This is a genomic window from Streptomyces sp. NPDC050732, from assembly GCF_040654255.1.
Classification (GTDB): Bacteria; Actinomycetota; Actinomycetes; order Streptomycetales; family Streptomycetaceae; genus Streptomyces.
This window is the reverse complement of sequence record NZ_JBFAHP010000025.1, coordinates 84,693-107,247: the sequence shown is the minus strand read 5'-3', so window position 1 is coordinate 107,247 and position 22,555 is coordinate 84,693. Positions and strand designations below refer to the sequence as shown.

Sequence of the window (22,555 nt, the reverse complement as noted above, 5' to 3'; positions counted from 1 at the left end):
TGGCGTGAGCAGGGGCTGAGTGAGGCGGCGGTGGCGATGACGACGGAGGCGGCAGAGGAGGAGCGGGCCCCTTGGCGAGCCCTTCTCGTACGCTCCTGCGCCGCCGTCTTCCTTCCGGCGGAGGTGCCCCGGGAGGGACGTATCGCCTTCTGGCGCCCGGACGGCGGAGAGCTTCCGGACGAGGCCGGGGGTGACCTGTCGGGTGAGCCCGGGCCCGGGGGCGTACCGGAAGGGCTGCGCGGCGCCACGCGGGGCGACCTCGTCGTCGCCCGCAAGCACGGCAAGGGCGCCCGCGCCCGCACCGTCCCCGCCCTGTTCCTGCCCGTCACCGACGCCGTCTCGCTGCTGCTCCGCACCGCGCGCCCGCACCCCGCCGCGGCCTGCTGGGCCACGGCCGCGCGGCACGCGCTGCACCTGGCCGCGCGGGGCAGGCTGCTGCCCGGCCTGACCGCCGGGGACAGGGACGCGTGGCGGGCGGGCCCGATGGACGAGGCCGACGTCGCGCACTTGCGGGCCATCGCCGCGGCGCTGCCCGCCGAGGCGCACGCGGTGCCGCTCGCGGGCCCCGGGCCGCTGCGGCTGTCGCAGCCGTTCGCCCTGGTCAGAGCGTTCGTCGACGCGGTGGTCGACGCCCTGCCACGCACCCCCGCGGCCGCGCACGCGGTCGGCGCGCCGTTCGCCGCGCGCGAGCCGCAACGCCTGCCGGGCGCTCGGGAGTGGGCCGCAGAGGTCGCCGCCGGAATGGACGCCGGCGTCCGGGTCTCGCTCCGCCTCGACCTGCGGGCCCACGAGGTGTTCGACGGGGGCGAGTACTCCCGGGACGGGACGGCTGACACCGAGGGTTCCGTGGCCACCGCGGGGGACGGCTCCGTGGCCGCCCGGCAGGGCTTCGCCGCCGCAGCGGACGGATCCGGCGAGGCGGTGCCCCGGGCCGCCGTGGCGAGCCCGGCCGCCGCCGTCGTCCAGGTGCACAGCCTCGCCGACCCGGCACTCGTGACGGACGTGCCCGGCCTCTGGGCGGGCACCGACCACTTCGGGCCGCGCGCCCGCGTCGACACGCTGCTCGCGCTGCGGCGCGCGGCCCGTGTGTGGCCGCCGCTCGGCCGACTCCTGGAGCGGCCGCGCCCCGACGTGCTGCCGCTCAGCGAGGAGGAGCTGTACGACCTCCTGGGCGCGGCGGCCGGCCGGCTCGCCGCGGCCGGGGTGGCCGTCCACTGGCCGAGGGAGCTCACCCGGGGCCTCACCGCCACCGCTGTGGTCCGCCCGGCCCCCGGCACCGCCGCCGACAACTTCGACTTCTTCAAGACCGAGAAACTCCTCGAATTCCGCTGGCAGGTGGCCTTCGGCGACCAGGAGGAGCCGCTGACCGACGCGGAGCTCGACGTCCTGGCGGAGGCGCACCGCCCGGTCGTCCGCCTCCGCGACCAGTGGGTCGTCGTCGACCCCGAGATGGTCCGCAAGGCGCGCAAGCGGGACCTCGGCCTGCTCGACCCGGTCGACGCCCTGTCCGTCGCGCTCACCGGCACGGCCGAGGTGGACGGCGAGCGCGTGCCCGCCGTCCCCCTCGGCGCGCTGGCCCGGCTGCGCGAGCGCGTGACGGACGACCTCGATGTGCTCGCCCAGCCGCCGGGCCTGCACGCCACCCTCCGGGACTATCAACTCCGCGGTCTGGCCTGGCTCGACCGCATGACCTCCCTGGGCCTCGGCGGCTGCCTCGCCGACGACATGGGCCTCGGCAAGACGATCACGCTGATCGCCCTCCACCTCCACCGCCGGCACCCCGCGCCGACGCTGGTGGTCTGCCCCGCGTCGCTGCTCGGCAACTGGCAGCGGGAGATCGAGCGGTTCGCCCCGGGCGTGCCGGTGCGCCGCTTCCACGGGACGGGCCGCACCCTCACCGGCCTGGACGCCGACGGCGGCTTCGTCCTCACCACGTACGGCACGATGCGCACGAGCGCGCCCGAACTGGCCGAGCAGGCCTGGGGCCTGGTCGTCGCGGACGAGGCGCAGCACGTCAAGAACCCGCACGCGGCGACGGCCAAGGCGCTGCGCACGATCCCCGCGCCGGCCAGGGTCGCGCTCACCGGCACCCCCGTGGAGAACAACCTCTCGGAGCTCTGGGCGCTGCTCGACTGGACGACGCCGGGACTGCTCGGCCCCCTGAAGGCGTTCCGCGCCCGCCACGCGCGCCTCGTGGAGGGCGGCGATCCGTCCGGGACCGGAGAGAACGACGAGGCGCTTGAGCGCCTGGCCCGGCTGGTCCGCCCCTTCCTCCTGCGCCGCAAGAAGTCCGACCCGGGCATCGCCCCGGAGCTGCCCCCGAAGACCGAGACCGACCACCCGGTCACCCTCACCCGCGAACAGACCTCCCTGTACGAGGCGGTGGTGCGCGAGACGATGGCCCGCATCGAGGCGTCGGAGGGCATGGCGCGCCGCGGCCTGGTCATGAAGCTGCTGATGGCGCTCAAGCAGATCTGCAACCACCCCGCGCAGTATCTGAAGGACGGCATGCTCACAACCCGCACCGGCCGCCCCCGCTCGGGCAAGCTGGAGCTCCTGGACGAACTCCTCGACACGATCCTCGCCGAGTCGGAGAGCGCGGGCGCGGTCCTGATCTTCACGCAGTACGTGCAGATGGCCCGCCTCCTCGAAGCGCACCTGGCCGCCCGCGGCATCCCCACCCAGCTGCTGCACGGCGGCACCCCGGTCGCGCGCCGCGAGGAGATGGTGGACCGCTTCCAGTCCGGCGAGGTCCCGGTCTTCCTGCTCTCCCTGAAGGCGGCGGGCACGGGCCTCAACCTCACCCGGGCGGGCCACGTGATCCACTACGACCGCTGGTGGAACCCGGCGGTGGAGGAGCAGGCCACCGACCGCGCGTACCGCATCGGCCAGACCCAGCCGGTCCAGGTCCACCGCCTGGTCACGGAGGGCACGGTCGAGGACCGCATCGCCGAACTCCTCGCGGCGAAGCAGGCGTTGGCGGACGCGGTGCTCGGCGACGGCGGCGAAGCGGCCCTCACGGAACTGTCCGACGCGGAGCTCGCGGACCTCGTGGCGCTGAGGAGGACGGCATGAAGCAGCGGAGCGGGCCGCCCGGCCACGGTGGTGGCCTGGGCCGGGCCAGCGGGATGAGCGAGACGAGCCGCATGGGCAGCGGCCGCGTCTTCCCCGCCCTGCCGGCGAACCCCGACCCCGGCGCCCCCTTCGCCACCTCCTGGTGGGGCAACGCGTGGCTCGACGCGCTGGAGGGCAGCGCCCTGGACCAGGCCCGCCTCGCCCGCGGCCGTGCGTACGCGCGCGAGGGCGCCGTCGACACCATCACCGTCGCGCCGGGCCGCATCGTCGCGTACGTCCACGGCAGCCGCCCCCGCCCGTACCGCGCGGAGATCCGCCTGCGGACGATGCTTCCCGAGCACTGGGACCGCTTCCTCGACGCCGTGGCCACCGACCCCGCGCGCATCGCGGCGCTGCTCGACAAGGAGATGCCGCACGCTCTGGCCGACGCGGCGGTCCGGGCGGACGTCCCCCTCCTCCCCGGCGCACGCGAGCTGGCTCCCTCCTGCACCTGCCCGGACCGCGGCCACCCCTGCAAACACGCGGCCGCCCTCGCCTACCAGACGGCCCGCCTCCTGGACGCGGACCCCTTCGTGCTCCTGCTGCTGCGCGGCGGCGAGGAACAGGACCTCCTGGACGAACTGTCGCACAGGAACACGCGGTTGTCGGCGGCGGAGCAACACGAGTCGGCGACCCGGAAGGCACCCGACCCGCACTCACCCGAGCCACACTCCTCCGCGACCACCCCGGGCCAGACCACCCCAGACCCCGCCCACCCCGGCCCCGCCCTCCCGAGCGTTCTGGCGCGAGAGGCCCTGGCCACCGAGTACCGCTCCCCGCTCCCGCCCCCGCTCGCACCGCCGGCGCACGCGGGCGAGCCCCCGGTCCTCCCGTCCCTGCCCGGCGCGCCGGACCCGACGGCGCTGGAGTTCCTGGTGACGGACGCGGCGGCCCGCGCCCACGCGTTCCTCACGACGGGCGCGGACCCCTTCACGGCCGTGTCCCCCTGGCACGACGCGGTCCGCCTGGCCGCCTCGCACCCCGGCCTCACCGGCCGCCGCACGTTCAGCCGCCAATTCGCCGAACTGGCCAGGTCCGTGGGGCACACCCCCGCCGACCTCTCCCGGGCGGCGGCGGCCTGGCGCCAGGGCGGCGAGGAGGGCCTTGCGGTCCTCGAATCCCCCTGGGACCCCCCGGCGGGCCCCTTCGACCGCGCCCGCGGCGCCCTGACCGCGGCGGACCTCCCCCGCATGACGATCCACCACAACCACCTCACGAACGCCGAGCGCACCCTCCAGCTCCGCTACGGCCGCGACGCCCGCTGGTACCCGTACCGAAGCGAGCCGGGCGCGGACGACTGGTGGCCGGAGGGGGAGGCGGACCTGGACCCGGTGGGGGCGCTGTCGGGGGTGACGGAGGCGTAGGGCGGCCGGGCCCGTCGCGTCACGCCCGAAGGTGCGCCAAGAGGTCGTCGCCCGCCGGGTAGGGACGCTCCGGGGGCAGCAAACGGGATGCCTCCACTCCCTTCCCGTCCCGTACGAGTGCGTGGATCTCCCGTGCGCGGTCGGTGACGTCCGTGATCGACACCGTCCACTCGTCCGCGTACCGCCGTGACGCCTCGCCGGACAGGCCCAGTTGGAGGGAGCGGTGGGGGAGCGGGTTGAGGTGGAGGTCGCGTTCCGGGTCCCACTGGACTCGGGCGGGGGTCCGGTGCAGGGTGCGCTTCCAGGTCGCCCGGTCCGGGTGGAGGCCGCGGACGTAGTGGGAGAGACACGCGTTGCGCAGCGCCCAGTCGAAGCCCTCGCGGGTGATCTCGACCGCCAGGACCGTCTCCTGGCCCTCCTTCGTTGCCCAGCCGCACCGGTACATCATCCAGAGGAAGGACGGCTTGATCCACGTCATGCGGTCCCGTTTCCAGGCGTCGGGAAAGCGTCCGGTGCGGGCGGCGGGAACGCCGAGTTCCGGCCGGTAGGCCTGGTAGACGGTGACGGTCGAATCGGTGTGCAGGGCGCGGATCTGGTGGTTCATGGTCGACCAGCGTGCATCCGGCGGCGCCGGACCGCCAGCGAATTGTCGGTGGTGCGCGCTACCGTAAAAGCCTCGTGTACGGAGAAGGGGGTCCGGTGGACGCTGAGTTGACGGCGCTGGCGGCGGCGGGGGCGACGGCGCTCGTGCAGCAGATGGTGACCGAGAGCTGGGCCCAGGCGCGGGACCGGGTCGCCCGGTTCTTCGCGCGGGGCAGTGGTGAGGAAGGGGCCCTCGCGGGGGAGCTGGAAGAGGCGCGGATCGAAGTCGTCGCCGCGCGGGGCGCAGAGGACGAGGCGACCGCGGCCGACGTGCAGGCGGAGTGGCGCTCCCGCCTCCGCCGCAGGCTCGCGGCGGACCCCGGGGCGGCCGCCGAACTGCGGGCCCTCCTCGCAGAACTGTCCCCGGATGCCGACGCGCCGGCACAGCGCGTCACCATCACGAACAACACCATCAGCGGTGGCACCATTCACGGCACGTCGATCCAGGCAGGCACCATCGGGACGACCATCGGAACCCAGAACAACAGCGGCACCGGCCAGTGATGCGGCGGCAGCGGCTCCCGTCCAGCCGTCCAGCCGTCCGCCACCGCCGCGCGTTCCGTCTAGAAGTCGACCCGCGTCCGCTCGTCCAGCCGCGCCACCGAGTCCTGCGCGAACGCCTTCTCGTAGTCGCTGCGGATCTCCTCGATCTGCCTGTCCCGCTTGCGCGCCTCGGTCGTCGGGTACAGCAGGATCAGTTCGTACGAACGCTCCCGCTCGATCCTGCCGTTGGAGTCGCGCCACTGCCCGCGCCCGTCCTGGATCGTCAGCCCGTCCGGGAAGCCCGGTGTGACCTCCTTGTCGATGAAGGCCATGAACTGCTTGTCGGTCACCGCAGGCCCGCCGTCGGGCCGTTCCGTGCCGAAGAAGAGCCGCGTCTCGGTGAACGGCTTGCCGCGGGCGACGGTCGACGTGGCGGCCGGTCCTGCGGCGCCTGCCGGGCTGTCGTCCTCCAGCGAGGCGTACGCGGCGGGAGCACCGACGGCCAGCACGGCGGTGGCGGCGGCGGCCACGGCGAGCCGGGTGCCGGAGACGCGGGGGAAGGTGAGGGCCACAGGGCGTTCCTTTTCCGAGGAGGGGTGGTCCATGACGGCGGCAAACCGTAGCGGACTGCCGTGCGTCCGGTGTCCTTCATCCGGCGATATGGCCTGATTGGCCCAGCCGGTAGGTCGTGAGGTCCCGCCAGCCCTTCCCGGGACCGTCGGTGACGATCAGGTGGACGGTGTCCACGCGACTGACGATCGGGAGTGACGGGGCGAGTGTCGTCTCCAGGGCGTCGTAGGCCGCCTCGTAGGTGGCCGGGCCCTCGTGGTTCGCGAGGGTGAGGTGGGGGGCCAGGGGTGGGGTGAAGACGCCGCGGTAGGGGACGGCTTCGGGCCAGCGGGTCGTGAGGGAGTGGGTGAGGGCGCGTACGGGGGCGTCGGGGGCCGGCGGGAGGTAGAGCACGCCCGGATAGCGGCGGAACTCCCGGAACGTGAGGGTGAAAGGGGCGTGGGCCGCGAAGAGGTCCGCGAGGTCCGCGTGGGTGGACGCGGTGAAGCGGGTCTCGTTCAGGAACGGGTACAGCACCGTCACGTGGGCCGGAAAGCCCGCCCTCACCAGCGGGTTCGCTTCGGGGATGCGGATGGTCAGGGCCGTGTCGCCGGGCAGGTCGGGCCAGCCGTCCGACTCGTCGGTGCCCGCCGACGCGGCCCGTTCCCGTGTCCCGGTGCTCACCGCACGCGGTGCAGGCGTGCCGAGAGGTGGTGCTGCAGCGGTTGGCCCACGGCCGCGAGGTCGTGGGTGAACGTGAGGGTGTCGTCGTCCGTCAGCGTGTAGCGGCGGCGGGTGGCCGTGACCTCCTTGGCGGTGGGGGTGAGGGCCACGTCGTGGGTGGAGAGGTCGAACGTGCCGTCGGCCGCGTGGCCCACCGCGATCTCCGCGATGCCGGTGGGCTGGGTGACCAGCGCCTCCACCCGGCCGTCGGGCTGCAGCCGCCACCAGCCGCTCTCCCGGGCCGCGGGACGCAGCGGAACACCGTCGGTGTCGGCGTCGGTGTCGAGCAGCCACGCCCGGGCCTCGTAACGGAGGAAGGGCCGGCCGTCGTGGCTGAAGGTGACCTCCTGCGCGTACGAGAAGTCCGCGGGGAGCGTCGGGTACTCGCCGCGCCCCCGCCCGCGCCACGTGCCGAGGAGCCCGAGCACGGGCCCGAGCAGCGCGTGCGGCGCGGGCGCCTCGTCCGGGTGGCTGCTGTCGGGATACGGGTGCTCCGGTGCGGGCTCGAACACGGTGGGCTCCTGGGGATGGTCGGGCGGGCGGGTGCCGGGCGAAGTTCGGGTGCCGGAGGAAGCTTAGGGGGCGCGCCCTTCGAAGGGGTGGTCCGTGCTCCGTCGCCGTAACGTGCCGTCTTCCCCTGCGTCACCCAATTCCCGTACGTTGCACCGGACTTGCCAAGGCGTGGCGGGAGAGGGCGGTGGGCGTGATGGTGCGCAGGAGCGTCGGCAGGAGTGCGCGCAGGAGTGCGCGCAGGGGTGCGGGCAGGAGTGTGGGTGGGCTGCTGGTGGGGGCCCTCGTGTGCTGGGGTGTGCTCGGCGGGGCCGGGGCCGGGACCGTAGCCTCCGCGGGCCCCCGTGGCGCCGACGAGCCCGCGCCGGGAGCCTCCTACTCCGCCACCACCGGCGTCGGCGTCCACAACGCCTACGAGAAGGCGAAGTACCCGTACTTCGCGGACGCCCTCGACTCCGGTGCCGCGATGCTCGAACTCGACGTGTGGACGAACGCGTTCGGCAGCGGATGGCGGGTGTCGCACAACAACCCCCTCGGCAACGACAACAACTGCGAGAACGCCCAGAGCCCGGCCGAGCTGCGCACCAAGGCACGCAACCAGAGCCTCGCGGGGTGCCTGAAGGACATGCGCAGCTGGCACGACGCGCACCCCGGCCACCGGCCGGTCCTCGTGAAGGTCGAGTTGAAGGACGGGTTCCAGGGGAAGCGGGGGCGCGGCCCCGCCGACCTGGACGCCCTCCTGACCGGCGTGCTCGGCGACGCCGTCTACCGCCCGGGCCAGCTCGCCGCCGGGCACGCCACCCTCGACGACGCCGTACGGGACAGGGGCTGGCCCGGACGCGCCGAGCTCGCCGGCAAGTTCGTGGTCGAACTGATCCCCGGCACCGTCGAGCGCGGCAACCCCGCCGACACCCTCTGGACCGACCGTGAGTACGCCACCCACCTGCGCGACCTCGCCGCCGCGGGACGCCTCGGGGACGCCGCCGCCTTCCCCGCCGTCCTCGGCGCGGAAGCGGGCGATCCGCGCGGCCGGTACCAGGACGCGTCGCTCCGGCCGTGGTTCGTGCTGTTCGACGGGGACGCCGCCGCGTACGCGGGCGGCACCATCGACACCCGCTGGTACGCCGACCGGCGGTACCTCGTCGTCATGACCGACGCCCACAACGTCGCGCCCGCCATCGACGGGACGCGGCCGACCGAGGCCCAGGCCAGGGAGCGGGTCGCGCTGCTCGCGCGGAAGCACGCCAGCGTCGTGTCCGCCGACTGGTACCCGCTGCCCGGCGTCCTCTCGACCGTGCTCCCGCGCGGCTGAACCCGGCCGCGGCCGGGCCCCGGAGGCCCCGCACACCGAACGCTCAGGGCTGGATCCGCATCCACACCGGCGCGTGGTCCGACCCGGTCGCGTCCCTCCGTACCGCCGGATCGCCGTCCGCCACCGACGGCAGCGCGCCCGCCGCGGCGCCCGGCGCGCCCGTGTCCGCCGTCCGCACCTGGTCCAGGAGGCCCCGGCTCACCAGGACGTGGTCGATGAGCTCGCGGCGGCCGGCGTGGATGCGGGAGAAGCGCCGGTCGGGCGGGATCAGCGGGGCCACGTTCCACAGCCGGGTCGCGTCGCCCTTGTCCGGCCTGTCGAAGCCCGGCGTGCCGATCTCGGAGCCGGGCGGGCCGAGCAGGATCTGCGTCGTCGCGGCGCCGACCTCGTCGTTGAGGTCCCCGAGCACCGCGACCCCGTGCTCGCGGCCGTCGCCGTGCAGCAGCCGGTCGGCGAGCGCGCGCACCGCGGTCGCCTCGGCGGCGCGGCGGTGCAGGGCGTACGCCGCGTACCGCGCGCGCTCGCCCTCGTCCAGCGGCTGGAAGCGAACCCCGGGGCGAACCCCGGGACGGCCCCCGGAGCGACCCCCGGGATAGGACAGCAGCTTCGACTTGAGGTGGCACACCACCACGTCGAAGAAGAACGCGCGCGTCGACACCGTCACCGCGAGAATCCCGCGCCCGGCGCGCGACGTCGTCCGGCCCGTGTCATCGGCCTGCACCGGCCGCACCCGTTCCGGAAAGGCGGCCTCGTCGGCGACGACGGAGACCGGGAGGCTGGTGAGGAAGCCGACCCGGATGCCCCGGTCGTCCGCGTGCCGGGAGAGCGTGAGGTGCCAGGTGCCCTCCAGCAGGCTCGCCAGATCCTCCAGGGCCGCCCGGTCGCCGACCTCCTGCACACCGAGGACGCTCGGCCCCAGCGCGGTGACCGCCGCCGCGAGCGAGGCCAGCTTCGCCTCGTACGTGACCTTGTCCTTGGGGCCGTACTCCCCGCCGGGCCGGTAGAGGTTCTCCAGGTTCCACGTGCCGACGATCATGTCCGCCTCCCGTGTGGTCGGACTCGGTCCCCTCGGCCGGTCGGCGGGTGAGGCCAGCGTGCCCGCGAAACCGTCCCCGCGACAGGGCCGCCGGATGCGCACTCGCACTACCGTGAAGAGATGACGCCGCCTCCCGCGACAGGCCCCGCCGGACTCACCCCCCGCGGCCCCCACGGCCCCGCCGACCTCGTCGTCACGGGCTGCACGGCACTGACCCACGACCCGCACGGCGAGATCGTCTTCGTCGACGACGCCACGATCGTCGTACGCGACGGGCTCATCGCCTCCGTCACGGCGGTCGGCGCCCGGAATGCCACCGCCGCCGAGCACGTCACCGCCCCCGAGCACCTCCCCGCCGCCGAGCACATCGACGGCCGCGGCACCGTCGCCCTCCCCGGCCTCGTCAACTGCCACACGCACACCCCGATGGTGGCCCTGCGCGGCCTCGCCGAGGACCTGCCGGCCCACGCGTGGTTCAACGACTGGATCTGGCCCGTCGAGTCCAACCTGACCGAGCGCGTCGTCGGGCTCGGCGCGCGGCTCGCCTGCGCCGAGATGATCCGCGGGGGCGTCACCACCTTCGCCGACCACTACTTCGCCATGGACGCGGTCGCCGCCGCCACCGAGGAGAGCGGCCTGCGCGCCCTCCTCGGCCAGACCTACTTCAGCTCGCAGGGGCCCGAAGGACGCGCCGCCTCCCTCGACTTCGCGCTGCGGCTGCGCGGCGCCGCCGACGGCCGCATCACCACCTGCCTCGCCCCGCACGCCCCCTACACCGTCGAAGGACCCGACCTCGCCGCGACCGCCGAACTCGCCGGGGAGCACGGCCTCCTCGTCCACATCCACGCCGCCGAGAACCGCGAGCAGACCGACAACAGCCTGGCCCGCCACGGCCGCACCCCCATCGAGGTCCTGGAGCGCGCCGGACTCCTCGACGTCGACCTCCTCCTCGCCCACGCCACCGGCCTCGACACCGTCCGCGACCTGCCCGTCCTGCGCGGCGCGGCGGAACGCTCCGGCGGCCGCGTCGCCGTCGCCTCCGCGCCGCGCGGCTACCTCAAGTTCGGCTGGGACACCACGCCCGTACGGGCCCTGTGCGAGGCGGGAATCCCGGTCGGCCTGGCCACGGACGGCGCCGCCTCCAACAACACCCTCGACGTGTGGGAGTCCATGACGCTGACCGCGCTCGTCCAGAAGTACGTGGAACGCGACCCGACCTGGCTCACCGCACGCCAGGCCCTGGACCACGCCACCCTGCAGAGCGCGCGGGCCGTCGGGCTCGGGGACGAGATCGGCAGCCTCGCCGAAGGGCGGCGCGCCGACCTCGTCCTCGTCGACGTGACCGGACCGCACACGCAGCCCGTGCACGACCTCGCGGCCACGCTCGTGCACAGCGCGCGCTCCGGCGACGTGCGCACCACGATCGTGGCCGGCCGCGTCCTGATGCGCGACCGCGAGCTGCTCACCGTCGATGTGTCGGAGGTGGTGGGGGAGTTGGGCGCCCTGCTGCCGGGACTCGTCGACCGGAGCCACGGGAAGCGGATCCAGGAGTACGAGGGATGAGTGACGGCGCGGGCTCCCGATGACTCGCGATGGCGCCCGATGATTCTTCGGAACTTTTTCGCCCGCGAGCGATGAGTTCCGCGAACCCCGCCGGTCCACCCTTCGCAGACGTACGCCCGAAGGGTGGAGGAGACACGCCATGGGACTTCCGGACATCGTCACGCGCGAGGAGTGGCTCGCCGCGCGTGAGGAGCTGCTGGCCAAGGAGAAGGCGGCCACCCGCGCGCGCGACGCGCTCAACGCCGAGCGGCGCCGGCTGCCGATGGTCGAGGTCGACAAGGAGTACTACTTCGACGGTGCCGACGGGAAGGCGACGCTGCTCGACCTCTTCGACGGCAAGGACCAGCTGATCGTCTACCACTTCATGTTCGCCCCCGAGTGGGACGCGGGCTGCCGCAGCTGCTCCGGTTTCCTCGACCAGATCGGACACCTCGCGCATCTGCGGGCCCGCTCCACGAACTTCGTCGCGGTGTCGCGCGCGCCCTTCACCAAGCTGCTGACCTTCAAGGCCCGGATGGGCTGGACAGTTCCTTGGTACTCGACGAACGGCGGCGACTTCAACCACGACTTCCAGGCGTCGTCCCCGGAAGAGCCGCACGACGTGCCCGCGATCAACTGCTTCCTGCGGTACGGCGACCGCGTCTTCCACACCTACGCGACGTTCGCCCGCGGCCTGGACGGCGTCGGCTCCACCACCAGCCTCCTCGACCTCACCGCGCTCGGCCGGCAGGAGGAGTGGGAGGAACCCGCGGGGCGCGCCTCGGTGTTCGGGGCCCCCGCGGGCAGCTCGCGGGTGCGGTACCACGACGAGTACGAGGACTGAGCCGGGCCCCGGACCCCGGGAGAACCCTGGGAAATGCCCCTACTCCGTCTCAGTTGCGTCACGCCGCGCACCCGCGGGGCCGCCCCGCGCGTTCTCCTCAGTACAGAGTCCGTGCACCGCGGACGTGACGGAACGGCACGGGGGACAGGGATCATGATGAACGGACGAATGGTGTTGGAGCGGTTCCCCGCGGGCGGGCCGCGCGGATCGTGGCCCGCGGAGGAATTCGCGCGGGCCCGACGGCAGGAAGGACAGCGCGCGGAGGTCGTGATGGACCTCGCGTCGGACGCCTTCCTGGTGATCGTGCGCGCGCCCGACGAGACCGCGGAGCTCGCCGCCGTCTGACGCGCGGCCCCGGACCACCGGGACCACCGTGGAGCGGAGCCGGGCGCTCACGCGCTGAGGGCCCGCGACCAGCCCGGTGTGGTCCCCGTGACCCGGCACAGCGCCAGATACAGCGGGATCGGCGGCGTGTAGGGGACGTCGTCCGCGGGACGGTTGATCAGGACCGGCGGACAGTCGGCGTCCCGCACCACCGCGCCCGCCGAGTAGGCGACGGGCGACGGCCACTCCATGGCGACGTCCGAGTCCGCGGGCACGATCCACCACCAGCGCGCCCCGTCCTCGTACACACACCCCACGCGGGGCAGCCTGGACATCAGCCGGGGTCCGAACGCCGCGGGCACCGCCACCGCGTCGCAGCCGAGCGGCTCGGTCATCCCCTCGGGCAGATCGAGCCGCAAAGGCGGTGGCGTCGGTCTCCCGGTGCGCTGCCGCCGTCGCGACAGACGGACCAAGGTGTTCAGATCCAACGGCCGCACCGTACCCGCGCTCACATGCCCCCCGCCCGTGTCACTGCCACGCTCGTTCGTTTCGTTCTCCGCGTGCGCCGGTCCGCGCACACGCCGTTCCGTACAACCCGTTCGTACAATCCGTTCCCGGCACACGCCGGCGTCGGTCAGGACGCCGACCGCCGCAACTCCGCCCACACCGTGAGCCCGAAACCGGGCCCCGCGTCGTGGACGCCCCACGCGCTGCTCACCGCGTCGACGAGGAGCAATCCCCTCCCGTGCTCCTCGTCGGCCCCCCTGTGCGCGGGGCGCGGCGTCCCTGAACCGCACCCCTCGTCACGCACGGCTATTCGCAGCTTCTCCGGATCCGCGCAGAGCTCGCAGATGATCCGCCGGCTCGCGGTGTGCACCACGGCATTGGTGACCAGTTCGGAGAGAACGAGTGCCGCCGCGTCGCAGGCGTCGTCGTCACGCACCGCCCACCGGTCCAGCTGCGTACGCATCAGGCTTCTCGCCTGTGCGACGGAGCCCGGACGCGGTGCGAGGGCGAAACTGACGCAGACCTCGGCGGCCTCGGGCCAGGCCTCGGCGAGATCGCCAAGTCGGCCTTCAGCGGCGTCGGTTCGTAACGGCGCGGGCGGAGTCACGCTCTCCACTATCGCCCCGCCCAGAACACCTTGGCAAGACCCACTCTGAAAAGTGCACAGTGGCGTGTTCCTCCGTGACGGCGCATGGCACACTGCTCGCTACAGCTCGCGGTGCGGTGTGAGTTGAAGCAACGCGGAGTCAGGTGGAGGTAGGAGACGTGAGCGAACCGCGGTCAGCCCCGACCGTCGGCCAGGTCGTTCTCGGTCGTCGCCTGCAGGATCTGCGCGAGAGCGCGGGCCTGAAACGCGAGGAGGCCGCGAAGATCCTCCGCGTCGCCCCCGCCACCGTCCGGCGCATGGAGACCGCCGAGGTCGCCCTGAAGATCCCGTATCTCCAGCTGCTCCTGAAGTCCTACGGCGTCGCGGACGACGAGGCCGACGCCTTCGTCACGCTCGCCGAAGAGGCCAACAAACCCGGCTGGTGGCAGCGGTTCCACGACATCCTGCCCGGCTGGTTCAGCATGTACGTCAGCCTGGAGGGGGCCGCCAGCCTCATCAGGTCGTACGAACCCCACTTCGTGCCGGGCCTCCTGCAGACCGAGGAGTACGCGCGCGGCGTGATGCGGTCCGGCGCCATCGGCCAGACCCGCCCCACGGACATCGAGCGGTACGTGGCGCTCCGCATGGAACGCCAGGCGCTGCTCACCCGGGACGACGCGCCCCGGCTGTGGGTGGTCATGGACGAGACCGCGCTGCGCAGGCCCGTGGGCGGCGCCGACGTGATGCGGGAGCAGTTCGACCGGCTCCTCGAAGCCGCCGAGCTGCCCCATGTCACCCTGCAGGTCGCCACCTTCGCGGCGGGCCCGCACCCCGGGACGTACGGACCGTTCGTGCTCTTCCGCTTCGCCATGGCGGAGCTGCCCGACATGGTCTACAGCGAGTACCTGACCGGCGCCGTCTACCTGGACGCGCGCAAAGAGGTGGCCACCCACCTGGAGGTCATGGACCGCATGGCGGCGCAGGCCGCCACCGCACAACGCACGAAGGAGATCCTCCGGGACCTCCGCAAGGAGCTGTGACATGGACCGACATCGAGCCGGAACGCGCCCTGCCGGTCCGCGTTCACCCGGAGCCCGCGACGACTCGCGCAGCGAGCTCCGGGAGTCCCGGATCTACAACGGCATGCCCGCCCGCGACCTGGGCACCGAGGGCTGGCACAAGCCCTGGAGCGGCGGCAACGGCGGCAACTGCCTGGAAGCCATGAAGCTGGCCGACGGGCGCGTCGCCGTGCGCCAGTCCGCCGACCCCGACGGTCCCGCGCTGATCTACACGCACGGGGAGATCACCGCGTTCATCGAGGGTGCCAAGGCGGGCGAAGCGGACTTCCTGCTGTCGTGACCGCCGCCGTTCGCCGTCGACGTTTGGAGTCCGCATGACCGACCCGTCGTACATCGACACCAGCAAGCCGCATCCCGCACGGATGTACGACTGGTTCCTCGGCGGCAAGGACAACTACCCGGTGGACGAGGAGATGGGCCGACAGCTCGTCGCCATGGACGGGCGGGTCCTGACCACGGCGCGGGCCAACCGGGCGTTCATGCAGCGCGCCACGCGCTGGCTCGCCTCCCAGGGCGTACGGCAGTTCCTGGACATCGGCACCGGCATACCCACCGAGCCGAACCTCCACCAGATCGCTCAGGCGATCGTCCCGGACGCCCGCGTCGTCTACTGCGACAACGACCCCATCGTCCTCGCCCACGCCGAGGCGCTCCTGCGCTCGACGCCGCAGGGCGTCACCGAGTACATCCAGGCGGACTTCCGCGAGCCGGCGAAGATCCTCGAAGAGGCCGCGCGGGTCCTCGACCTCGACCGGCCCGTCGCCCTGTCGCTCGTCGCGCTGCTGCACTTCATCGCGGACGAGGACGGCGCGTACGACCTGGTGGACCGGATGATGCGCGCCCTGCCGGCCGGCAGCCACCTGGTCCTCTCGCACGGCACGGCCGACTTCACCCCGGCCACCGCGAAGCAGGCCACGGAGCTCTACAAGGCGCGCGGCATGACCCTGGCGCTGCGCACACGCGCGGAGGTGGAGCGCTTCTTCCAGGGGTACGAACTGGTGGACCCCGGCGTGGAGATCCTCGACCGGTGGAAGCCGGAGCCGGGCGAGCGGGGGCCGGCGCCGGAGGAGGGTCCGACGCCCGGGTACGGCGGGGTGGCGCGGAAGCTCTGATCGCGGCAGGGCGGGTCCGGGGCAGGGCGGGTTCAGGTCAGGCCGAGGACGAAGCACGCCGTCGCGGCGAGCGACGCGACACCGCGGACGTGGTTCCACACGGTCCACTCCCTGACGTACGTGCGCCAGTACGCGGCGCCCTCCGCGCTGTCCGGGTCGACCTCGGCGAGGGCGTCGTTGCGGGGGACGTTCGCCACGACGGTCACCCCGAACGAGCCGACCAGATACAGCGCGCTGCCGAGCAGCAGTTCGACCGTGCCGTCGTCCGGCCAGAGCACGAACGTCACGACGGCGAGCACCGCGCAGAGGCCCGTCGCGCCCAGGAACACGGCCATGAAGGCCGGGGTGACCGCGGTGACGTTGATCCGGTTCATCGCGGCGATGCCCTGCGCGGGGGGCAGCGCCGCGAGACCCTTCATCACGAAGGTGGAGAACGCGGCGAAGACCCCGGCGACGAGGCCGCAGGCGAGGGCCCCGAGCACGGTGAGCACGAAGTACGGTCCGTCGATCATGACAACTCCCGTGGGGCCTTGGGCGGTTACGTCGGTCGGTGGAGCGGCGTCGGGTGACGGAGACTACGTCGGCCGACGGTGGCGAGTGATCCTGCAGTGCGGCCCCGATCCACCACAAGTCAATTCCCGTCGGCCCACGACCGCCATACGCGACGCTCGCGGCCGCATACGCCGCCGTCTCGGCGGCGTTACGCGCCTGACCGGCGCGGGTCGTCCTCGTCCCGCGGCTCGCGCCACTCCCGCAGCGTCGCCTGCACCGCGGCGCCGATCCGCCGCCGCGCCTCCCCGCGCGGCACCCCGCTCATCAGCAGCCGGTCGTACGGCGTGGCCGTGTGCCGCACCGCCGCCGCGACCGCCGCCGTCACCGCCCCCTCCGAGAGCGCACGCCCCGCCGCGCTCCGCCCCACCCGGCCGCTGCCGCGCACCGACGCGTGGGCGGCGACGGCACGGGCCCGGTCCTGCGGGCAGCCGGGAAAGATCCGGCGTATCTCCGCGGCGAACGCCTCCGTGAACCGCACGTCCTCCGCGGCCCGCCGCGCCGCGTCGCGCGCCCGGCGCCGCGCCCGCGCCTCCGCGTCGGCCAGGCACCGCTCCTCGGCGCGCGCGAGCGCCGCCTCCTCGACGAGTACCCCCTGCCGTTCGTAGCGGGCGCGGCGGCGGTGGAAGCGGACGACCACGGCCGACAGGCCACTGTCCTCGCGGGCCCGTCGCGTGAGCGCGGTGTCGCCGCGCGGCAGGTACACGAGGTGCCCCAGGTCGGCGCAGTCCAGGCAGCGCGGCTCGCCGCCCTCCAGGACGAGCAGCGGAAGCGGTCCGGAACGGCACTCCGCACAGTGCCTCCGCCGCAGCGGCTGGAAGACCAGGAGCCCGGTGCGGGCTCCGGTGCGGGCGGAGGGGATGACCGGGGAGCTCGTCATGCCCCTTTCATCCCCGCGCCCGTTCGCCGCGAAGCGGCGCCTCCGGTACCTGTGGTGCCGGTGCCGGCACCGGGCATCATGGGCCCGTGCGACTCGAACCGATCACCTGGGAACGCCTGGCCGACACCCTCGCCGACCGCCTGCTCGACCTGAAGACGGCCGACGGCGGGGCGTGGCCGCGGGTGGCCGTCGACGGGGCACCGGCCGGCGGCACCGGTGAACTGGCGCGCCTGGTGGGCGACGCGCTGCGCCCGCGGGGGCGGAGCGCGCTGGTCGTCGGCACGGAGGGCTTCCTGCGGCCCGCGTCGCTCCGCTTCGAGTACGGCCACGAGGACGTGGAGGCGTACTACAGCGGGTGGTTCGACACGGGCGCGCTGTGGCGCGAGGTCTTCGGGCCGCTCGACCCCGGCGGCACCGGGCGGGTCCTGCCCGATCTCTGGGACCCGGCGACCGACCGCGCGACCCGCAGCCCGTACGTCGGACTCCCGCCCGGCGGGCTGCTGTTGCTGCACGGACCGCTGCTCCTCGGCCACTGGTTCCCGTTCGACCTGACCGTGCACGTGCGGCTCTCGCCGGGCGCCCTGCGGCGGCGCACGCCGGAGAGCGAACGGTGGACGCTGCCGGCCTTCGAGCGGTACGAGGCGGAGGTGGACCCCGCGGCCGCGGCCGATGTGGTGGTGCGGGCGGACGACCCTCGGCATCCGGCGTGGACGTGCCGATAGCTCGGGCTCCGGATGCGGGCCGCGGTGGGCGCCGCGAGAATGAGGAGCGCCGGGACCAGCCGCGCCTCCGCGCCGCTCCGGACACTGCCCGGCAACGGGAGGTAGCGATGACCACCGCCGGAGACATCATGCACCGGGGTGCCCAGTGGATTCCCCGTCACGAGACCCTGGACCGCGCGGCCCAGTTGATGCGCCGACTCGACGTGGGCGCGCTGCCCATCAGCGACGAGAACGAACGGCTCTGCGGCATCCTCACCGACCGCGACATCGTCGTCGGCTGTGTGGCCATGGGGCGCGACCCCGCCCAGGTCACGGCGGGCGAGATGGCCAAGGGCACCCCGCGCTGGATCGACGCGGGCGCCGACGTCGACGAGGTCCTGCGGGAGATGCAGGGCCACCAGATCCGCCGCCTTCCGGTGATCGAGAACAAGCGGCTCGTCGGCATGATCAGCGAGGCCGACCTCGCCACCCACCTCACCGACGACCAGCTCGCGGGCTGGGTCGAGAGCGTGTACGCCAAGAAGTGACCCGGGCGGTGCCCCGGGCGGCGCGCCGCCTCACAGCCAGCCGTTCCGCCGGAAACCGCGGTACAGCAGCACACAGGCCGTCACGATGACGGACATGACGAGCGGATAGCCGAACCGCCAGTGCAGCTCAGGCATGTGGTCGAAGTTCATGCCGTACATGCCGCAGACCATCGTCGGCACCGCGATGACCGCCGCCCATGCGGTGATCTTCCGCATGTCCTCGTTCTGCGCGACCGTCACCTGCGCGAGGTGGGCCTGCAGGATCGAGTTCAGCAACTCGTCGAACGCGGCGATCTGCTCGGTGGCCCGCTTCAGGTGGTCGTCGACATCCCGGAAGTACGCCTGTATCTCCGGGGCGATGATCCGCATCGGCTGGGTGGCGAGCACCTGGAGCGGGCGGCCGAGCGGCACCACCGCCCGCTTCAGTTCGAGCAGTTCGCGCTTGAGCTGGTAGATGCGACCCGGGTCGGCCCGCGCGCCGTCCGGGGCGAACACGTCCGTCTCGACCTGGTCGATGTCCGCCTGCACCGCGTCGGTCGACGCGAGATAGTCGTCCACGACCTGGTCGGCGATGGCGTGCAGCACCGCGGCCGGGCCCTGCGCGAGCTGCTCGGGCGAGGCCTCCAGCTCCTCGCGCAGCGGCCCGAGCGAACCGTGCCTGCCGTGCCGGACCGTGATGACGAAATCCCGGCCCACGAAGACCATGATCTCGCCGGTGTCCACCACCTCGCTGGTTGCGGTCAGCACGCCGTGTTCCACGTAGCAGACGGTTTTGAACACGGCGAACAGCGTCTGGTCGTACCGCTCCACCTTGGGGCGCTGGTGCGCGTGCACCGCGTCCTCCACCGCGAGCGGGTGCAGCCCGAAGAGGTCGGCGATGTCGGCGAACTCGTCCTCCGTCGGCTCGTGCAGCCCCAGCCAGACGAAGCCGTCCCCGGACTTGCGGATCCGCTCCACCGACTCGACCAGATCGCGGCCCTGCGGCTCGCGCACCCCTTCCCGGTACGTCACGCAGTTCACCACCGACGAACCCAGCGGGGAGCGGGCCGGGTGGCTCAGGTCGACGCGGGTCCCGCGGCGGGCCAGGCGCGCGACCTTCCGCAGGCCGCCGACTCCGCGCAGGCCGCCGACCTTGCGCAGGTTCCCGACCTTTCGCAGATTGCCTGCCATCGACATAGGGGCTCCTCGTGGTGACGACTTGGCGTGCCAGTCTGTCAGCACGGTCCGGCCGCTCGCCAAGGCCTGTGGGAACGGAGTGCTCCGTTCCGGATTGACCGGTTCTGCCTCCCGGGAGCAAGCGGGACAACTGGGATGATCGCGGCATGACGCACATCGACGGTCATCTTCTCGACCCCCGGCAGTACCCCGGCCCCCGGCAGCTCGCCGAGCACCGGCAGCTCTCCGCCGCCCGCCAGTCCGAGGCGCGGTCGCGCTCCGACGCCTTCGCCGCCCTCTTCGACCCCACGACCTTCGGGCACATCGAACGCCTCGGCATCGGCCCGGGCTGGCGCTGCTGGGAGGTCGGCGCGGGCGGCACTTCCGTGATCTCCTGGCTCGCCAGGCGGGTCGGCCCCACCGGCCGGGTCCTCGCGACCGACATCGACACGTCGTGGCAGACGCGGGCGGCACGCGCCCCCCTCGAAGTGCGGGTCCACGACGTCGCCGCCGACCCGCCGCCCGCGGGAGGCTTCGACCTCGTGCACGCCCGGCTCGTCCTGTCCGACGTCGGTGACCGGGAGCGGGCCCTGGCGTCGATGCACAGGGCGCTGCGGCCCGGCGGCAGACTCCTCGTCGAGGAGCCCGACCCCGCGCTCCAGCCGCTGGCCTGCCCCGACGAGCACGGCCCCGCCCAGGAGTCGGCGAACCGGCTGCGCCGCGCGGTGTGCGCCCTGCTCGCGGAGCACGGCGCCGACGTGGCGTACGGACGCGGGCTGCCCCGGCTGCTGCGCGAGGCGGGCCTGCGCCGGGTGGAGGCCGACGCGTACTTCCCGCTCGCCTCACCGGCCTCGGCGGCCCTGGAGACCGCCACGCTCCAGCAGCTCCGCCCCGAACTGACCGCCGCGGGCCTGGCCACGCCCGAGGACATCGACCAGCACCTGACCGGCGTCGCGACAGGCGCCCTGGACCTGGCGGCCCCGCCCCTCATCTCGGCGTGGGGGAGGAAGGCGTAATCGGCGCGCGGACGGAGCAACCCTGCGGAGGGCGCGACGGCCGTCAGGCTGTCGGCGTCGGGTCCGGCGGCCTGCCGCCGACCAGTTCCACGGCCCGCGCCCCCGCCAGGCACCCCTCCGCCGCCGCCTCGCCCAGCTCCGCCCCGCCGAGCCGCGCGGCGAGGAACGCGCCGGTGAACGCGTCACCCGCCCCCGTCGAGTCGCACACGCGCGCGGGCACCGCGGGAACGCGGACCAGCACCTGACCGTCCCGCGCCACCAAGGCCCCGTCGGCGCCCGACTTGACCACCACGGCCGGAAACCGGTGGCTCAGCTTCGACGCCGCGTCCGCCGGGTCGGCGAGCCCGGTGAGCAGCTCGGCCTCGTCCCGGCTCGGCAGCAGCACGGCCACCCCGTCCACCGCCGAGAGGAACCGCTCCACGCCCGTCTCCGCGAGGAACCCCGCCGACGCGGGGTCGACGGTCACCGGCACGCCGCGCGCGTGGGCCGCCGCCAAGGCCGCGCGGGCCGCCGCCCGGCCGGGTTCGGCGAAGAACAGGTAGCCGGACAGGTGCAGCAGGGCCACGCCGTCGAGGAGATCGGGGGACCAGTCGGCGGGGGAGAGCCGCAGCGCGGCACCGCTGTCCGTGAGGAACGTCCGCTCGGCCGCGGCACCGCCGTCCACCAGACAGATCACCGTCCCCGTAGGCGCCCCCGAGTCGACGACCAGCCGGGGCCGCACCCCCGCGCGCGTGAGCGCGGCCTCGTGCCACGCGGCCGCGTCGGCGCCGACCCGCCCGAGGAACCGCACGTCGGGGCAGCCCCGATGCGCCGCCCAGCAGGCCACGTTGGCGCCCGCGCCGCCGGGCACGGTGCGGATGGCGGCGGCCGTGTCGGTGCCGGGTGCCAACGCCGTACGGTGCCGGGCCACGATGTCCGTGACGACGTCCCCGACGACCAGCAGGGCACCGGAGCCCGAGGACGCGGTCGCCCGCTCCCTCACCGGTCCCGCCCGGCCCAGGCCGTCGCGATCCGCCCCGCGAGCCGGACGTTGCCGCGGACGGCCGCGAGGTTGGCCTCCAGCGACGCGCCCCCGGTGCGCCGCACCAACTCGCCCAGCAGGAACGGCGTGATGGCCTGCCCCGTGATGCCCCGCTTCTCGCACACCTCCAGCGCCTCGGTGAGCACGCGCGCGTGGAGCGACGGATCGAGCTGCTCGTCGCACGGCACCGGGTTGGCCACGATCAGCGCCGACTCCGGTCCGCCCAGCGTGTCCTGCGCCCGCATCGCCTCGGCGACCTCACCGGGTGTGCGCAGCGTCCAGTCCACCGGGTGCCCGGAGTCCGCGAGATAGAAGCCCGGAAAGCGGTCGGTCCCGAACCCCGCCACCGCGACGCCCAGCGTCTCCAGGCGCTCCAGCGTCGCCGCGACGTCCAGTATCGACTTCACGCCCGCGCACACCACCGTGAGCCGCGTGCGGGCGAGCAGGCCCAGGTCGGCCGACTCGTCCTGCGACTGCGTCCACTGCCGGTGCACGCCGCCGAGCCCGCCCGTGGCGAACACGCGCACGCCCGCGCGCGCGGCGAGCAGCGCCGTCGCCGACACCGTCGTCGCCCCGCTCGCGCCCGTCGCGACGGCGAGCGGCAGATCGCGGTGGCCCAGCTTGCGGATGCCGTCCTCGTTCGCGACCCGGTCCAACTGCCCCTTGTCCAGGCCGACCCGGGGCTTCCCGTCCAGTACGGCGATCGTCGCGGGGACGGCGCCCTCGTCCCGTACGACCGCTTCGAGTTCCTCGGCCACCTGGAGATTGCGCGGGCGCGGCAGGCCGTGCGCGATGATCGTGGACTCCAGGGCCACCACGGGGCGTCGCTCCGCGACAGCCGTCTGCACCTCGTCGGACACCACCAGCACGGGCCTGCCTCCTGCCTGTCGGGTCTCCCCTCATCCCTGGCGGGCGGCGCGCCCCGGCAAACCCCCGCCCGCGAGCGGCCTCCCGGCCC

At 73.9% G+C, this 22,555-nt stretch carries 25 protein-coding genes; 13 read left to right on the top strand and 12 right to left on the bottom strand.

Annotated elements, in window-relative coordinates:
• The first annotated feature begins 36 nt into the window (after positions 1–36).
• Positions 37–3,075, top strand: a complete 3,039-nt coding sequence (locus AB0H82_RS23130) for a DEAD/DEAH box helicase (protein ID WP_362995615.1) — start codon at positions 37–39, stop codon at positions 3,073–3,075.
• Positions 3,072–4,478 (top strand): SWIM zinc finger family protein, encoded by a 1,407-nt coding sequence (locus AB0H82_RS23125; protein ID WP_362995581.1) that lies wholly within the window; start codon positions 3,072–3,074, stop codon positions 4,476–4,478. The genes AB0H82_RS23130 and AB0H82_RS23125 overlap by 4 nt, the downstream gene beginning before the upstream one ends.
• Before the next feature lie 19 nt (positions 4,479–4,497).
• Here AB0H82_RS23125 and AB0H82_RS23120 read toward each other — a convergent pair whose 3' ends face one another.
• The gene (locus tag AB0H82_RS23120) at positions 4,498–5,082 is read right to left on the bottom strand and encodes a DUF4291 domain-containing protein (RefSeq protein WP_362995579.1); all 585 of its coding nucleotides are present in this window, start codon (positions 5,080–5,082) and stop codon (positions 4,498–4,500) included.
• Between the two features lie 95 nt (positions 5,083–5,177).
• Between AB0H82_RS23120 and AB0H82_RS23115 the strand changes: the two genes are divergently transcribed.
• Positions 5,178–5,624 carry a hypothetical protein gene (locus tag AB0H82_RS23115; protein WP_362995577.1) on the top strand — a complete coding sequence of 149 codons (447 nt, stop codon included), beginning with the start codon at positions 5,178–5,180 and terminating at the stop codon, positions 5,622–5,624.
• A gap of 59 nt (positions 5,625–5,683) precedes the next feature.
• Here the strand turns inward: AB0H82_RS23115 and AB0H82_RS23110 are convergent, their stop codons facing one another.
• The 3 genes from AB0H82_RS23110 to AB0H82_RS23100 form a co-directional block, all read right to left on the bottom strand.
• Positions 5,684–6,175, bottom strand: coding sequence for a DUF3574 domain-containing protein (locus tag AB0H82_RS23110; RefSeq protein WP_362995575.1), 492 nt, complete (start codon positions 6,173–6,175; stop codon positions 5,684–5,686).
• A 76-nt stretch (positions 6,176–6,251) separates the two neighbouring features.
• The gene (locus AB0H82_RS23105) at positions 6,252–6,836 is read right to left on the bottom strand and encodes a 2'-5' RNA ligase family protein (protein ID WP_362995573.1); all 585 of its coding nucleotides are present in this window, start codon (positions 6,834–6,836) and stop codon (positions 6,252–6,254) included.
• Positions 6,833–7,387: an FABP family protein gene (locus AB0H82_RS23100; protein ID WP_362995571.1), complete on the bottom strand. Its 555-nt coding sequence runs from the start codon at positions 7,385–7,387 to the stop codon at positions 6,833–6,835. Before AB0H82_RS23100 ends, AB0H82_RS23105 begins: the two co-directional genes overlap by 4 nt.
• Before the next feature lie 272 nt (positions 7,388–7,659).
• On the opposite strand from AB0H82_RS23100, the gene AB0H82_RS23095 reads away from it, so the two are divergent.
• Entirely contained in the window at positions 7,660–8,697 is a 1,038-nt protein-coding gene (locus AB0H82_RS23095) for a phosphatidylinositol-specific phospholipase C domain-containing protein (protein WP_362995569.1), read from the top strand.
• A gap of 43 nt (positions 8,698–8,740) precedes the next feature.
• Here the strand turns inward: AB0H82_RS23095 and AB0H82_RS23090 are convergent, their stop codons facing one another.
• Positions 8,741–9,733 (bottom strand): endonuclease/exonuclease/phosphatase family protein, encoded by a 993-nt coding sequence (locus AB0H82_RS23090; RefSeq protein WP_362995567.1) that lies wholly within the window; start codon positions 9,731–9,733, stop codon positions 8,741–8,743.
• Between the two features lie 120 nt (positions 9,734–9,853).
• Here AB0H82_RS23090 and AB0H82_RS23085 point away from each other — a divergent pair, with 120 nt between their 5' ends.
• The 3 genes from AB0H82_RS23085 to AB0H82_RS23075 all read left to right on the top strand — a co-directional run bounded on the left by AB0H82_RS23085 (position 9,854) and on the right by AB0H82_RS23075 (position 12,464).
• A complete protein-coding gene (locus tag AB0H82_RS23085; protein ID WP_362995565.1) occupies positions 9,854–11,296 on the top strand; it encodes an amidohydrolase in 1,443 nt (480 codons plus the stop codon).
• Positions 11,297–11,435: 139 nt separating this feature from the next.
• Positions 11,436–12,119: a DUF899 domain-containing protein gene (locus tag AB0H82_RS23080; RefSeq protein WP_362995563.1), complete on the top strand. Its 684-nt coding sequence runs from the start codon at positions 11,436–11,438 to the stop codon at positions 12,117–12,119.
• A gap of 153 nt (positions 12,120–12,272) precedes the next feature.
• Positions 12,273–12,464 carry a hypothetical protein gene (locus AB0H82_RS23075; protein WP_362995561.1) on the top strand — a complete coding sequence of 64 codons (192 nt, stop codon included), beginning with the start codon at positions 12,273–12,275 and terminating at the stop codon, positions 12,462–12,464.
• A 47-nt stretch (positions 12,465–12,511) separates the two neighbouring features.
• Here AB0H82_RS23075 and AB0H82_RS23070 read toward each other — a convergent pair whose 3' ends face one another.
• Positions 12,512–12,931, bottom strand: a complete 420-nt coding sequence (locus AB0H82_RS23070; protein ID WP_362995559.1) for a hypothetical protein — start codon at positions 12,929–12,931, stop codon at positions 12,512–12,514.
• A gap of 146 nt (positions 12,932–13,077) precedes the next feature.
• Positions 13,078–13,557, bottom strand: coding sequence for an ATP-binding protein (locus AB0H82_RS23065; RefSeq protein ID WP_362995557.1), 480 nt, complete (start codon positions 13,555–13,557; stop codon positions 13,078–13,080).
• Positions 13,558–13,715: 158 nt separating this feature from the next.
• Here AB0H82_RS23065 and AB0H82_RS23060 point away from each other — a divergent pair, with 158 nt between their 5' ends.
• The 3 genes from AB0H82_RS23060 to AB0H82_RS23050 all read left to right on the top strand — a co-directional run bounded on the left by AB0H82_RS23060 (position 13,716) and on the right by AB0H82_RS23050 (position 15,727).
• Positions 13,716–14,576, top strand: coding sequence for a helix-turn-helix transcriptional regulator (locus tag AB0H82_RS23060; RefSeq protein WP_362995555.1), 861 nt, complete (start codon positions 13,716–13,718; stop codon positions 14,574–14,576).
• A 103-nt stretch (positions 14,577–14,679) separates the two neighbouring features.
• Positions 14,680–14,895 (top strand): DUF397 domain-containing protein, encoded by a 216-nt coding sequence (locus AB0H82_RS23055; protein ID WP_362995613.1) that lies wholly within the window; start codon positions 14,680–14,682, stop codon positions 14,893–14,895.
• A 34-nt stretch (positions 14,896–14,929) separates the two neighbouring features.
• Positions 14,930–15,727, top strand: a complete 798-nt coding sequence (locus AB0H82_RS23050; RefSeq protein WP_362995553.1) for an SAM-dependent methyltransferase — start codon at positions 14,930–14,932, stop codon at positions 15,725–15,727.
• 32 nt (positions 15,728–15,759) lie between these two features.
• Here the strand turns inward: AB0H82_RS23050 and AB0H82_RS23045 are convergent, their stop codons facing one another.
• Entirely contained in the window at positions 15,760–16,239 is a 480-nt protein-coding gene (locus AB0H82_RS23045) for an anthrone oxygenase family protein (RefSeq protein ID WP_362995551.1), read from the bottom strand.
• 188 nt (positions 16,240–16,427) lie between these two features.
• Positions 16,428–17,156, bottom strand: a complete 729-nt coding sequence (locus AB0H82_RS23040) for a DUF2293 domain-containing protein (protein ID WP_362995549.1) — start codon at positions 17,154–17,156, stop codon at positions 16,428–16,430.
• Between the two features lie 86 nt (positions 17,157–17,242).
• Here AB0H82_RS23040 and AB0H82_RS23035 point away from each other — a divergent pair, with 86 nt between their 5' ends.
• Positions 17,243–17,878: a uridine kinase gene (locus tag AB0H82_RS23035; protein ID WP_362995547.1), complete on the top strand. Its 636-nt coding sequence runs from the start codon at positions 17,243–17,245 to the stop codon at positions 17,876–17,878.
• 107 nt (positions 17,879–17,985) lie between these two features.
• Complete coding sequence (locus AB0H82_RS23030) at positions 17,986–18,405, top strand: CBS domain-containing protein (RefSeq protein ID WP_362995545.1); 420 nt, start codon at positions 17,986–17,988, stop codon at positions 18,403–18,405.
• A gap of 30 nt (positions 18,406–18,435) precedes the next feature.
• On the opposite strand, the gene AB0H82_RS23025 is transcribed toward AB0H82_RS23030, so the two are convergent.
• Positions 18,436–19,581, bottom strand: a complete 1,146-nt coding sequence (locus AB0H82_RS23025; protein ID WP_362995543.1) for a magnesium and cobalt transport protein CorA — start codon at positions 19,579–19,581, stop codon at positions 18,436–18,438.
• A gap of 146 nt (positions 19,582–19,727) precedes the next feature.
• Here AB0H82_RS23025 and AB0H82_RS23020 point away from each other — a divergent pair, with 146 nt between their 5' ends.
• Entirely contained in the window at positions 19,728–20,576 is an 849-nt protein-coding gene (locus AB0H82_RS23020) for a methyltransferase domain-containing protein (protein ID WP_362995541.1), read from the top strand.
• Between the two features lie 43 nt (positions 20,577–20,619).
• Here the strand turns inward: AB0H82_RS23020 and AB0H82_RS23015 are convergent, their stop codons facing one another.
• Entirely contained in the window at positions 20,620–21,558 is a 939-nt protein-coding gene (locus AB0H82_RS23015) for a sugar kinase (protein WP_362995539.1), read from the bottom strand.
• A complete protein-coding gene (locus AB0H82_RS23010) occupies positions 21,555–22,466 on the bottom strand; it encodes a pseudouridine-5'-phosphate glycosidase (protein ID WP_362995537.1) in 912 nt (303 codons plus the stop codon). Before AB0H82_RS23010 ends, AB0H82_RS23015 begins: the two co-directional genes overlap by 4 nt.
• Positions 22,467–22,555: the final 89 nt, after the last annotated feature.